This is a genomic window from Arthrobacter sp. DualSoilB13, from assembly GCF_055389195.1.
Genome location: NZ_AP035865.1, coordinates 747,199 through 759,563, shown reverse-complemented (window position 1 = coordinate 759,563; position 12,365 = coordinate 747,199). Strand labels below are relative to the sequence as shown.

General features: G+C 63.2%; 14 protein-coding genes and 1 pseudogene. 8 read left to right on the top strand and 7 right to left on the bottom strand.

What is annotated here, in order from left to right:
* Positions 1-22: 22 nt before the first annotated feature.
* Complete coding sequence (locus ACZ5J0_RS03700) at positions 23-475, top strand: STAS domain-containing protein (RefSeq protein ID WP_250819608.1); 453 nt, start codon at positions 23-25, stop codon at positions 473-475.
* Complete coding sequence (locus ACZ5J0_RS03695; protein ID WP_464094204.1) at positions 466-1,698, top strand: glycoside hydrolase family 26 protein; 1,233 nt, start codon at positions 466-468, stop codon at positions 1,696-1,698. The genes ACZ5J0_RS03700 and ACZ5J0_RS03695 overlap by 10 nt, the downstream gene beginning before the upstream one ends.
* Before the next feature lie 17 nt (positions 1,699-1,715).
* Here ACZ5J0_RS03695 and yczE read toward each other — a convergent pair whose 3' ends face one another.
* Complete coding sequence (gene yczE / locus ACZ5J0_RS03690) at positions 1,716-2,345, bottom strand: membrane protein YczE (RefSeq protein ID WP_464094203.1); 630 nt, start codon at positions 2,343-2,345, stop codon at positions 1,716-1,718.
* 61 nt (positions 2,346-2,406) lie between these two features.
* Between yczE and yczR the strand changes: the two genes are divergently transcribed.
* Positions 2,407-3,870 carry a MocR-like transcription factor YczR gene (yczR, locus tag ACZ5J0_RS03685; protein ID WP_166842918.1) on the top strand — a complete coding sequence of 488 codons (1,464 nt, stop codon included), beginning with the start codon at positions 2,407-2,409 and terminating at the stop codon, positions 3,868-3,870.
* Here the strand turns inward: yczR and ACZ5J0_RS03680 are convergent.
* Positions 3,867-4,370, bottom strand: coding sequence for a DUF4188 domain-containing protein (locus tag ACZ5J0_RS03680; RefSeq protein WP_166842919.1), 504 nt, complete (start codon positions 4,368-4,370; stop codon positions 3,867-3,869). The genes yczR and ACZ5J0_RS03680 overlap by 4 nt on opposite strands.
* 119 nt (positions 4,371-4,489) lie before the next feature.
* Between ACZ5J0_RS03680 and ACZ5J0_RS03675 the strand changes: the two genes are divergently transcribed.
* Positions 4,490-5,077 (top strand): TetR-like C-terminal domain-containing protein, encoded by a 588-nt coding sequence (locus ACZ5J0_RS03675; protein ID WP_208097255.1) that lies wholly within the window; start codon positions 4,490-4,492, stop codon positions 5,075-5,077.
* On the opposite strand, the gene ACZ5J0_RS03670 is transcribed toward ACZ5J0_RS03675, so the two are convergent.
* Positions 5,074-5,766, bottom strand: coding sequence for an SRPBCC family protein (locus tag ACZ5J0_RS03670; RefSeq protein ID WP_464094202.1), 693 nt, complete (start codon positions 5,764-5,766; stop codon positions 5,074-5,076). The two genes, ACZ5J0_RS03675 and ACZ5J0_RS03670, sit on opposite strands and share 4 nt — an antisense overlap.
* Positions 5,759-6,400: a helix-turn-helix domain-containing protein gene (locus tag ACZ5J0_RS03665; protein ID WP_464094201.1), complete on the bottom strand. Its 642-nt coding sequence runs from the start codon at positions 6,398-6,400 to the stop codon at positions 5,759-5,761. The genes ACZ5J0_RS03670 and ACZ5J0_RS03665 overlap by 8 nt, the downstream gene beginning before the upstream one ends.
* A 145-nt stretch (positions 6,401-6,545) precedes the next feature.
* Between ACZ5J0_RS03665 and ACZ5J0_RS03660 the strand changes: the two genes are divergently transcribed.
* The gene (locus ACZ5J0_RS03660) at positions 6,546-7,475 is read left to right on the top strand and encodes an RluA family pseudouridine synthase (RefSeq protein ID WP_464094690.1); all 930 of its coding nucleotides are present in this window, start codon (positions 6,546-6,548) and stop codon (positions 7,473-7,475) included.
* A 12-nt stretch (positions 7,476-7,487) separates the two neighbouring features.
* Here ACZ5J0_RS03660 and ACZ5J0_RS03655 read toward each other — a convergent pair whose 3' ends face one another.
* Positions 7,488-7,982 carry an Lrp/AsnC family transcriptional regulator gene (locus ACZ5J0_RS03655; RefSeq protein ID WP_464094200.1) on the bottom strand — a complete coding sequence of 165 codons (495 nt, stop codon included), beginning with the start codon at positions 7,980-7,982 and terminating at the stop codon, positions 7,488-7,490.
* Positions 7,983-8,149: 167 nt separating this feature from the next.
* On the opposite strand from ACZ5J0_RS03655, the pseudogene ACZ5J0_RS03650 reads away from it, so the two are divergent.
* Positions 8,150-9,319, top strand: a pseudogene (locus ACZ5J0_RS03650) (amino acid permease); the annotation flags it as partial.
* Positions 9,320-9,459: 140 nt separating this feature from the next.
* Here ACZ5J0_RS03650 and ACZ5J0_RS03645 read toward each other — a convergent pair.
* A complete protein-coding gene (locus tag ACZ5J0_RS03645) occupies positions 9,460-10,014 on the bottom strand; it encodes an O-acetyl-ADP-ribose deacetylase (RefSeq protein ID WP_464094199.1) in 555 nt (184 codons plus the stop codon).
* 54 nt (positions 10,015-10,068) lie between these two features.
* Here ACZ5J0_RS03645 and ACZ5J0_RS03640 point away from each other — a divergent pair, with 54 nt between their 5' ends.
* Entirely contained in the window at positions 10,069-10,713 is a 645-nt protein-coding gene (locus ACZ5J0_RS03640; protein ID WP_024819549.1) for a DedA family protein, read from the top strand.
* A 5-nt stretch (positions 10,714-10,718) separates the two neighbouring features.
* Here the strand turns inward: ACZ5J0_RS03640 and ACZ5J0_RS03635 are convergent, their stop codons facing one another.
* Positions 10,719-11,024 (bottom strand): hypothetical protein, encoded by a 306-nt coding sequence (locus ACZ5J0_RS03635; protein ID WP_142936668.1) that lies wholly within the window; start codon positions 11,022-11,024, stop codon positions 10,719-10,721.
* Between the two features lie 121 nt (positions 11,025-11,145).
* Here ACZ5J0_RS03635 and ACZ5J0_RS03630 point away from each other — a divergent pair.
* Positions 11,146-12,362 (top strand): IS3 family transposase gene (locus tag ACZ5J0_RS03630; RefSeq protein WP_142937384.1). Its coding sequence is split into 2 segments (ribosomal slippage): positions 11,146-11,410 and positions 11,410-12,362, totalling 1,218 coding nucleotides; the frame shifts between segments, so codons are not numbered across the junction.
* The last annotated feature ends 3 nt before the right edge of the window (positions 12,363-12,365 follow it).

Sequence of the window (12,365 nt, the reverse complement as noted above, 5' to 3'; positions counted from 1 at the left end):
CCCCCAGCAAGGAGCGACTCCCATGTCCATGATTTCCCCTGCCCCAATGACCATCTCCTCTGCCCGGCAGCCAGTAGATCTGATAAGTCTGGATCTGACCGTTACCGGCGATTTGGACGCCACTGCCGTTCTCGACGTTCGCCAAGCGTCCGCCAAGGCCGCCGCGGACGGCCCCATTCTGGTCCTTCTCGATATCGCCGCGGTGACTTCGGTGGGAGCATCCGGCGTCGTAGGGCTCCTTGAGGTACTGCACCTGCTGCGCTCACGCGGCGGCGATCTGCGCCTCTTCGGGGACTCCAGCGCCCTGACGGAAACCCGCCTCCAGGCCCATCTGGGTCACGTGGCCCGCATCTACGCAAACCGCCAGGAAGCGGTCGACGGCGGCGCGGCCCTTATGCGGCCGCGCGGGCTTACGCCGCGGTTCAGTTGGCGCACCCTCTTCGGGCGCCGGCGCCGTTCCCTTGGATGGGGCTGACCATGGCGCAGGCTCCTCCAGCTTTCACCGGGCATCCGAACCGAAATCGACGGCGGGCCAGCCTGCTCATCCCCTTGGTGGTGACTGCCCTGGCTGCCACCGGTTTGAGTTTTGCTTCCCAGGAAGTGGTCCCGGTAGTCCAGGCGCTGTCCCTCTGCCGGGCCGGAGACGCATCCACGCTGATCCCCCAAGATGGCGTGCTCCTTGGCGTCAACCTGGATTGGGACTCCGAGACCCTGGCCGAACACCGCGCAAACCTTGGCCACGATCCCGCGGTGGTGGTGCAGTTCTCGGATATCCCCTACGACGACGAAACGTGGTCGCACACCACAAACGCCGTCACCCAGGTCCGGGAATCCGGCGGTGCGTTGCTCCTGACCCTCGAACCGCACGGCGGATTAGAGACGATGAGCGACGAGGTGATCGCCAAACTGGCCACCGACTTACGTGCCATCAACGATCAGGGGACCACCGTCGTCGTGCGTTTTGCGCATGAGATGAACGGCTCCTGGTACTCGTGGGGCCAGCAGCCCATCCGCTACGTGGAGGTTTTCCGCAAAGTGGCGGCGGCGGTGCACTCGCAGGCTCCGGGCACGTCCTTGATGTGGGCGCCGAACTATGGTGGCGGCTATCCGTTCACGGGTGGCCAGTTCGCGGCGCGACCAGGCACCCCGGACTTCGCTGCCCTGGACACGAACCATGACGGCGTTCTCACCATGGCCGACGACACCTACTCGCCCTACTATCCAGGGGACGACGCCGTGGATTGGGTTGGAGTTTCGCTATACCACTGGGGCAACCAGCGTCCCTGGGGGAACAACGACATCTCCGAGCCAGGCAAGTTCCTGGCCATGCTGACCGGCACTTACAGCGGCACCGCCGGCGACGACAGCTCCGTCCTGGATTTCTACCAGGTGTACGGGGTGGACCACGGCAAGCCGGTGGGCGTTCCGGAGACGGCCGCCATCTTCACACCAGCGCGTGGCGGTGCATCCGAGTTGGACGTCAAACAGGCGTGGTGGCGTCAGGTCTTCTCCGCCGAAACCCACCAGAAATACCCCCAGCTGAAGATGATCAACTGGTTCGAGTGGAAGAAGTACGAGATCGAAATTAACGACGACGTCGACTGGCGCAGTGCGGGATCGCCCGCCATCCGCGATGCGCTGGCCCAGGACCTGCCGGACTGGTTGCGGTACGGCGAGGACCTGGAGGCGTGCCGTTAGTGACTGAGCGACAAGCCCTACGCGGCAGGCGCGGCCTCCACGGCTTCCGTGGGGGCCGTTGCCTTTGCCCGCTCCGGAACCATGAACTTCGGCAGCAGAACCTGCACGATCGGGCCGATTGCCAGGGCGTACACCACGGTGCCCACGCCCACGGAGCCGCCCAGGAGGAAGCCCACAGCAAGGACAACCACTTCGATGCCTGTGCGGACCAGGCGCACGGACCACCCGGTGCGGCGCACAAGTCCGGTCATCAGCCCATCGCGGGCGCCGGGTCCAAGTCGAGCGCCGATGTAGCAAGCGGAAGCAATGCCATTGAGGATCACGGCACCGGCGAGCATGGCGATCTGCCCGCCCAGGTGGGTGAACTCCGGGATGAGCCGCAGTCCAAGATCGGCGAAGAGTCCCACCAGGACGGCGTTGGCGATGGTTCCGATCCCTGGCATCTGCCGGAGCGGGATCCACAGGAGAAGGACCAGGAAGCTGACCGCGATGACCACAACACCAATACTGAAGCCAGTCTTTTCGGACACGCCTTGGTGGAAGACATCCCAAGGGTCCAAGCCAAGGCCGGCCCGGATGAACATGGCCAAGGAGATGCCGTACATCGCGAGGCCGATCAGGAGTTGGGTGATTCTTCGGGTCATCATGAGTTCCATCCTCCGATAAAACTGGCCTTGTATTCCATAGCCAGTTTGGAATACTGGTCTTATGTCCGGCTCCCTGAATCCCACCGCACTCGTCCGTCTCCTCGGCTCCTGGAACTCCGGCGCCCTACCCGCCTACCGCGAGCTGGCCGACGTCGTGCGTTTGCTGGTGATGGACGGGCGCATACCGCTGGACGTCGCCCTGCCCAGCGAGCGGGCGCTCGCCCAAACACTCGGCCTCAGCCGCACCACGGTCACCGCCGCGTATGCGAGCCTGCGCGAACAGGGGTTCCTCACGGCGGGTCAGGGCAGCCGTGGGCGGACGTGCATCCCCCACCGCACCGCGCCAGTGAGCGCCCCCGGACTCGCAGTCCCGGAAGGACTGTTGGACCTGGCGTATGCGTCGCTTCCGGCCGCCGGGGAGGTAGTCCACCGCGCCTTCGCCGACGCACTGACCGAGCTGCCCGCCCTTCTGCCGGGGTTCGGGTACGAGGCCGTGGGAATTCCGGCCCTCCGGGAAGCCATCGCAGAAAAGTACACCTCCGAGGGGGTGCCAACAACCCCTGGCCAGATCCTCGTTACGTCCGGCGCGCAGCATGCACTCAACATCGTCCTGCGCACCCTGGCCGGAAAGCAGGACCGCGTCCTTGTGGAACACCCCACGTATCCCAACGCTTTGGATGCGATCCGCGCCGCCGGCTGTAAGCCCCTTCCCGTGGCACTACCTCTAATACAGTCGAGTACGTCACCAGCTTGGGACATCGATGCCATGGTGGCCATGATGAATCAGCAGCGCCCCGCAATGGCCTATTTGGTGCCGGACTTCCACAACCCCACCGGGCGCATCATGTCGGACCTGCAGCGCCGGCGCTTGGCGCGGGCGGCCGCGGCTTCCGGGACCGTGTTGGTGGTGGACGAAACGCTGCGCGGATTGAATCTCGACGCCGTCCGCACCGCGCCGATGTCCTCTTTCAGTCCCGCGGTGGTTTCGATCGGATCGCTCAGCAAGTCGCATTGGGCGGGGCTGAGGACCGGGTGGATCCGGGCAGACGAGTCACTGATTGCCCGTTTCATCTCCACCAGGACCGTGATGGATCTGGGCGGCCCGGTAGTGGAACAACTGGCGGCTGCCCGCTTGGTTCGGGCTTTCAGCGAACCGCTTGATGCCCGGCTCGAGGAACTAAGGAATCAGCGCGAATCGCTGCTGGGGTTGCTTGCCGAGCACTTGCCAGCATGGGAGGTGGAGCGACCACGGGGTGGGCTCACAGTGTGGTGCCGCCTTCCCACGCCGTGCAGCACCGCGTTGACTGTGCTGGCTCCCGACTTCGGCGTTCGCTTGGCGGCCGGCCCCCGCTTTGGGGTGGGTGGCGCCTTTGAGCACTTCCTGCGCGTTCCGTTCACCTTGCCTGCCGCACAGTTGGAGTTCGCCGTCGGTGCGCTCCGCGCCGCCCAGGACAAGCTGGACGCCTCGCCGCATCTCCGCCGAACCCTCAAGACAGAGCGGCCAGCCGCCGTCGCAGTCGCCTAGGCTGCCGGGCCCGCGGAACGAGCGGCCGCGCCCATGCGTTGCTTCGCCGTGTTGCTGCCGGGGCCCACCTGAACATGCGTGGTGGCTTTGGCCAGCCCGAACATCGGCATGCCGTTATACACCACTTCAATGCCCGACGCCGGCACCTGATACGTCTCGTGCCACACGCCGATGTCCCCGCTCCCGGCGATCTCCTTCATGAACTTCCGCCACGGCCCCAGATGTGGCGAGTCCTTGTCAGCGGCAAAGCGCCTGAGGTGCTCCGGGCTTTCCCAATAGCTGAGCATCACCGTGGTCCGCCCAAACCACTGCTCGCTCCCCAGGAGCCCCGCCTCAGGATGAGCGGCGAGGTGTTGCATCATGGCAGGCATGGCCGACGTTACCTGAGCGATGCGACCCATCTTCCACCACCTGTTGGCCCGCATTCCGATGAGGAAGACGGTTACTGTATCGCGCCCGATATCCGCGGTGAAGCGGCCGGGGAAGATGTCCTGTGCCATGAGAATCCTTCAGTTGGGGGGAACCGATGAGTTCGCGGAACCCTTGTTTTGGAACGCCGGTTTCGTAACGCCGGTTTCGTAACGCTGTTATAAAACAATGTTATGGAACACTTGAAGGTATGGCAAGACCCGTGATTCATGATCAACACGTCCAGGATCGGCTCCTGGCGGTTACAGCTGAACTGGTGGACCGCGAGGGGCCGGCCCGCGTCACCCTCCGCGATGTTGCCGCTGCCGCCGAAACGTCCACCACGGCGATCTACTCGCTCTTCGGCGGGAAAGCGCAACTGTTGACGGCCGCCGTCGACGACGGCTTCCGATCCTTTGGCGATTCCCAACGCGAGGCAGCCAAGGGCGGGTTGCTGGGATTGGGCCGCGCGTACCGCGCCTGGGCTCTGGAACATCCAGCCCTCTACCGCTTGATGTTCGGCGGGACCCTGGCCGCCTACGTAGATTGCAGCCCGACGCCGGAAGTCACCTCCGAGTCGATGCTCCCCTTAGTGGAGGCAGTGGTAGCCGCACAGTCGTCGGGCGCACTCCGCTCAGACGAACCCACACTCGTGGCCATGGCCATCTGGGGTCAAGTCCATGGGCTCGTCAGCTTGGAGCTGGCGCAAATGAACGATCCCGCCACCGACTGGGCGGCCATTTATGAGGCCGCCCTGGATTCTGTAGCTCGGGCCTGGGCGGCCTCACCGGACTCTTAGGCGTACACCTTCTCCAGGAATGCTCCCCAGGTCTTGGCCGTGAGTTCCGAATCGCCGGAGCCGCTGAACTCGTGCACCGTCATGCCTACCGGAGCGCCGAAAGCGTTCCTGCCGAAGAAGCGGTACATGGTGTCGGCAGTCCTGAGGCCCAGGAAGTTCTCGTTGGAAAAGTCCACTTCCCCGCTCAGCCGGCCCACGCCGTCGACGTCCACATCCACTGCAGTACCGGCGGCCGCGCCGTCTACGCCAAGGGCCCTCTTCAGCTGCACGAAACCATCCGGCGTCTGCGAAGACGGCGGCGCCTGAATGTCCGTGAAGACCACCGGCTTGCCGTCGAAATACCGCAGGTACTGACCCAGGGTGTGCAGGTAGAACTCGGTGTGCTTGCTGGCGCCGTCATACTGCTCGTCCCAGTTGTCGGCGAAGATTCCGCTGTGAACGTAGTGCAGCTTGGCGCGTCCGCCCTCCAGCGGTTCAAGGACGTGTTCCAGCTGGTTGAACCATCCGTCAGGACCGTCCATCCTGGACACCAAGTGGGTGGGGTATTCCTCGGTGGTCTTGACGTCGGGCCACTGATCCGTGGGGAACATCCAAGCCGGCGTGTCCTTAGTGACCGCCTGCCATACCCGCTCGGGAGTGCCCGGCAGTTCGACGTCCGCTTCGATTTCGAATTTCCGGTTGTCAGTCATTGCTTTGATCCTTTTCTGCTGATTGCTCCGGGGAGGCTTGGGTTGTTTTAAGTGCCGGGTGAAGCACGACGACGAGGCGGTGCTTGCGTGCACCGCCCGCCTCTGCGGCAGCACCGCCGTCGTGATACTTATCCACGAGGTGAGTCACCGCCACGCCGAGCTCTTCGGCGAACGCTGCACGTTCGGTGGCGGAGCGGAAAGTGATTTCGCCATCGATCGCGAAGCTGGCCAGTTTCTTCTTGGCCAGCGCAGCACCGGCTATGAGCTTGCCCATCTCCTGCACGGTGCGGGAGGCCAGTGCCAGCAGCCAGAAGGCCGAAAACCGGTCAGAGAAGCGCCGGGGGTCCGGTGCCACAGAAGCGAGGGCGACGGGCGAGATCAGGTAGGACGCAGCCGTGGCACGCAGCACCCTCTCGGTGACGTTGCCTTTGCGCCGCTCCTCCACCAGCTCCACCAGCCCGTGGCGTTCCAGGGCTTTGAGGTGGTAATTCACCTTCTGCCGGGGCAGCCCCACCTTCGCGGCCAGTTGCGTGGCGGACGCAGGTTCCACGAGCTCCCGCAGAATACGGGTGCGGATGGGGTCCAGCGAGGCTTCCGCCGCGGCCGGGTCCTCGATCACTTCGATGTCCAACATGCTTCAAGTATGCTTACCGACAACTTTTATTGTCAAGAACTTTTTTATCGTCGGAACTGGATGCGTTGTGAGGCCCGCTCTGCATGCTTTGTGCGCGACTTAGCGCGCAGAGCGGGCCTCGCAACGCCGGTAGAATTGCCAGGTGATGCAATCCCCCCTCCCCGTGCGCGACGGCGTGAACGCCACCCGCCTCCGCCTGCCGGACGAGGGGCCATGGACCACCGCCATGGACTACATGATGCACCGCTGGGGACACATCAACCCCCAAGGCATTGAGGACCGGTTCGATGCCGGCGAGATCGTCGGTGAGGGCGGCGTTCCCCTTGATCGCAGCACCAAACTGGAGGACCACACCTTCATCTGGTACTACCGCACCCTCCCCCCGGAGACGCGGCTGCCCGTGGAAATCAGCATCCTCCACCAGGACGAACACATCCTGGTGGTGGACAAGCCGCATTTCCTCCCCACCACACCGGGCGGCACCTACATCCAGGAATCCGCGCTGGTCCGGCTCCGGAACCTCTTGGACCTCCCGGATCTCATCCCCATGCACCGCCTGGACCGGATGACCGCCGGCCTGTTGCTGCTCTCCACCAACCCGGAGACGCGCGGCAAGTACCAGGTCCTCTTCGAGAAGCGCCAGGTCCAGAAGGAATACGAGTGCGTGTCCGCCGCGACGCCCGCCGCAGGCTATCCCGCCGTCGAGTTCCCAGCAGTGGTACGCAACCGCATGACCAAGTCACGCAGCTATCTGCTCGCCGAGGTCATCCCCGGTGAACCGAACGCTGAAACGCGCATTGAACAGACAAAAACGTTCGACGCCGGAACTCACCAGCGCGCGCTGTACCGGCTGGAGCCTCACACCGGAAAGACACACCAACTGCGCGTGCACATGGCTTCGCTCGGGCTGGGCATTGTCAACGACGCCTTCTACCCGGATCTGCTGGACAAAGCGCCGGACGACTACAGCAAGCCGCTCCAACTCCTGGCCCGTGGGATCCGGTTTGTTGACCCGATCACCAAAAAACCAGTGGAATACCGCAGCCAACTGGAGCTCAGCGAAGCCCACGGCTGATTCCCCGAAACGTCAGACCCCCGGGGTCAGGTGATCGAACACCAGGTTCGTCTGGGTGTTGGCAATAGCCGGATCCGATGCCAGGTGAACTGCGATGAAGTCCCGAAGTTCCGTGGGAGTTCCGCAGGCTACGTGCATGAGGAAGTCTTGGTCGCCGGCCAACAGAAACACGCTCTGGACGTTGGGCAATGATCGCAGGCGCTGACCGATGGCAAGCATTTTGTTGCGCGCTTGGGCGTTCACCCGCACCGAGATCAACGCGTAAACCAGCAGGCCCAGGGCTTCAAGATCCACCGATGCGTGGAAGCCGCGGATGATTCCCGCATCACGCAGCGCCCTGACCCGGCCCAAGCACGTGGAAGGCGCTATTCCCGCTTTGGCGGCGAGGATGTTGTTGGGGATCCTTGCGTCCGCCATGAGCTCCTGGAGGATCAAACGGTCAGTGTCGTCCAGCCGAACCCGGTTCGGCAGCGACCCCCGGGTACGGGTCGTGGGTGAATCTGGCACGAACCCACCTCCAATATTTTCCTGATCCTTCGAAATCCTTGGCACAGCTCTGAGCTGGATTCTATCTTGAAGCGATTTGCAGAATCGACGAGGAGGTCGTTGTGGGCGGTTTCGATAAGATCCAAGAACGTGAGGGCGGGCTTAAAAGGCAGCTCACCTCACGGCAAATGACCATGATCGCGCTGGGCGGAGCGATCGGTACCGGTCTGTTCCTGGGGAGCAAATTTGCCATCGGCCTGGCTGGGCCCAGCGTCATCATCAGCTACGCCATCGGAGGCCTGATCGCACTCCTCCTCATGGGCAGCTTGTCCGAGATGACAGTGGCACACCCAACCTCAGGATCCTTCGGAGCTTTTGCCGAACACTACGTCAGCCCGCTGGCCGGTTTCCTGGTGAAGTACATGTACTGGTCCTGCATCGTGCTAGCCGTGGGAACTGAGGTGACCGCGGTGGGCGAATACATGAAACTGTGGTTCCCTGACGTGCCGTCACTGCTATGGGTGATCTTCTTCTCGGCGGTTCTCATCGGCGTGAACACCATGAACGTGAAGGTGTTCGGAACTCTGGAGTACTGGTTCTCCAGCATCAAGGTCTTCGCAATCATCGCGTTCATTGTGCTCGGCGCGTACATCGTCTTCGGCGCCCGCACGGACGGCACTGGCTTCCAGAACTACACAGCCGAAGGCGGCTTCTTCCCCAACGGATTCTCCGGCACCTGGTTCGCGGTGATCGTGTCCATCTTCAGCTACCTCAGCATCGAGATGATTGCCATCGCCGCTGGTGAAGCCAAAGACCCGGCAACCGCCGTGAAGAAGGCTTTCCGGACCACTATCGCCCGGCTGTTGCTGTTCTACATCGTCACACTGGCACTGATCCTGGCAATCGCCCCCGTGAGCCAGATCCTGGCCGGGGGCAGCCCTTTCGTCACAGTCATGCAGAATCTGGGCATTCCCTTCGCGGACAGCCTTTTGACCTTCGTGGTGATCATCGCTGCGCTCTCAGCCATGAACAGCCAGCTCTACATTTCCACGCGAATGATCTTCAGCCTGTCCCGCAGCGGTGACGCACCGGCCGTATTTGGGAAACTCCGCTCCAACGGCGCCCCCGTGAATGCCTTGGTCCTATCCACGGCAGGAATCGCGATCGCCACTGTCGTCTACGCCATGTTCCCCGAGACTGCCTTCACCTTCATGATGGCCATCTCCATGTTCGGGGCCATGGTCACCTGGTTCATGATCTTCGTGACCCATTGGTTCTTCCGCCGCAGCATGAAGCGCAGCGGCACTGAACTCGCCACCAAGACCCGGTTCTACCCGGTGGGCACCATCCTCGGTGCGGTCCTCATGATTGCCATCGCCATCAGTACACTAGGCACCTCGGCGTTCAATATGACCTTGATCTTCGGCCTGCCATCCCTGGCACTCGTCACGGTCCTCTACTACGTGGTGCAGCGCCGCAAACGTCAGGAATCGCCTGGTCAGGAATCCTCCGTCGAGGCAGCAAACACACTCCGGAAGACCGCCGTCGTATCCTCCGAAAACAGCACAAACTCCACCACCTCAAGCGGACTGTCCGACGCCGCGCCGGCGGAAGACGACGACGAAAACGATCTCACGGCGTCGAACGCTACCTCCGCAACCTGAGCGGGGTCCCACCCGTAAATTCCGGCGCTGATCGCAGGGAAGGCCACAGACCGGGCACCCAGTCCGGACGCCACTGCCAGGCTTTCGTGGAAGCAGGAGGCGAGCAGCGCCGGATCCCTCTGTCCCGCGTGTCGGTTAGGTCCCACAGTGTGGATGACCCAGCGCGCCGGGAGCCTGAATGCGGAAGTCGCGACGGCGGAACCCACCGGCAGTCCGTCCCGCAGTTGCGTCCGCCTCAACTCGCGGCACGCCTCAAGCAATTCCCCGCCAGCGGCCCTGTGGATGGCGCCGTCCACTCCCCCTCCTCCCAGCAAAGAGGAGTTGGCGGCGTTGACGATCGCATCAACAGCGCGGGTGGTGAGATCGCCGTGCAGTATGTCGATTCGCATGGCCACAGTCTCACTCCGGAGCGGCGGACAGGGCAAGTGCGGTACCTTGTGGCCATGGACATCACCGCCCCGGAAACATGGGGATCCGCCATTTACCTGTGGATCGTACCCATTGTGCTGGGCGACGCCATCTTCCCGCCCATCCCCTCCGAAATGGTGGTCATCACCGGCGGGGCGCTCGCAGCCGATGGCCACGCGAACTTCTGGCTGGTCCTTTTCCTTGCCGCGTTCGCGTCCTGGTTGGGCGACATGGCGGTGTTCATGCTGTTCAAACGGCGCATCAGTCATGTCCTGGATAGGTGGGCGTGGGGCCGCCGCGTCCACCGCGGCATCCACGAGGCCATCGCCAAAGCCGGCCGCTCCTCAACGTATGGCGCCATCATCGGCGCACGCTTCATCCCGGGAGGCAGGCTCGCCACCTCATCCGCGGCGGGAATCGCCAACGTCTCGGTACGCGGGTTCAGCCTGTGCGCAGGCCTTGGCGCAGTGCTGTGGGCCGTGTGGCAGGTGGGACTGGGTTACTTCACCGGCTCCACCACCAAACTTCCGTTCTGGGCCAGCTCACTCATAGGAGTGGGACTGGGCCTGGTGATCGGCGTGGTGGTGGGATTGATCGTCACGCGGCGGCGCGGCAGCCGTTCCCCTGTGGACGAACCGTTCGACGCCGACAAACCCGGCGACGTGCCACAGCCCGAGTAGGTCCTTTAGACCGGTGCCCAGCGTCCGCGGCTGCGACGCAGCACGTAAAGGCTGCCGGTCAAAGCAACACGCTCGACGGCGTCACGCATCATGGCTGCCGACGTCCGGGCTTCGTCGTTCTCGCCCAAGTAATCGCGATCGTCAACTGTGAAACGGAGGCTGAGCTGGGGCACTCCGCCGACGATGTCCAGCTGGTTCGATTCCACGTGGTGGCGGGTTTCCAGCGCTTCCACCGCTGCGGCCATCACCGATTCAGGTGCGTTGCCCGGTTTGAGGCCAGTGATCTTCAACTTGGTCTGGAACGACGGCATCCCACTACCCTAACCTTCTCTCACATCCCGCGCCCTTGGACGGATCGCTCTCTCACCAGATGAGAGAGCGATTGCGGCCGTATGGTTTTCTGAGACAGGTTGATGGGAGATCGACTTCAGAATGACTGGTCCTAGAAGAAAATATGATGCGGCTTTCCGTGAGGAAGCTGTGCAGCTGGTGTTGTCCTCGGATCGTTCAGTGAAGCAAGTCGCTGACGAGCTCGGGGTGAAGGAGAGCACGTTGGGGAACTGGCTTCATCGGCACCGGGGAAAACATCAGGACGGTCCTGCTCTAGAGCCTGTGGACCCGGGCCCGGTGTCCTGGGATGAACACCGGAAGGCCTTGGCTGAGAACGAGAGATTGAAGGCCGAGGTCGAGTTCTTGGGAAAAGTCAGCGCCTTCTTTGCCGCGAAGCAAAAGTAGAGGACTTCTACGAGTTCATCGAAGCGGAGAAGGCCAACCATTCCGTGGCCTGGCTATGCCGGGCGTTGAAGGTTTCCAGGGCCTCGTTCTACCGATGGCGCAACCCGGCAGGGCCATCCCCGCGGGCAGTACGGCATCAGGATCTCGCCGCCGCGGTTACCGAGCTGTATAAGGAGGAGAAGGGCCGTGCCGGCCGGGACCAACTGACCCTGCTTTTGAACGAGAAGGGAGTGCGGGTCTCGGCCCCCACTGTCGGGGCGATCATGCGTGAGCACGGGCTGCGGGCCGTCCGCACCCAGGCTTGGAAGGCAACTACCGTCCAGGATCCGCAGGCCAAAACAGCCCACATCGAGAACCACATGCTCGATGCAGAGGGCAAGCGGGACTTCACCTCAACAGTGCCCGGAACCCGCCTGGTCGGTGACATCACCTACCTGCGCACGGGTGAGGGCTGGCTCTACCTGGCTACGGTGATCGATCTTTTCTCCGGCATGGTCATCGGCTGGTCCATGGCCGGGCACATGCGCGCGAGCCTGTGCACCGCGGCGCTGCAAATGGCCCGCAACCACGGCCACCTGACCGGGGCCTCGGTGGTGTTCCATTCGGACCGGGGCACCCAATACACCTCGGATGAATTCCAGAAATGGTGCGGCGATAACTCGGTGACGCAGTCCATGGGGAAAGTCGGGGTCTGCTGGGACAACGCCGTCGCGGAGAACTTCTTCTCCCACCTCAAAACCGAGTTCTACCACCACCAACGCTACGGCTCCCGACTCGCCGCCCGAACCGGTGTCATGGAATACATCGAGGGCTGGTACAACCGCCGCCGGCCCAACCGCCGAGCCGGCGGCATACCACCAGCCAAAGCCCACACCAACTACCAAACCCGCGCCCAGCAACCCCTGGCCGCCTAACCA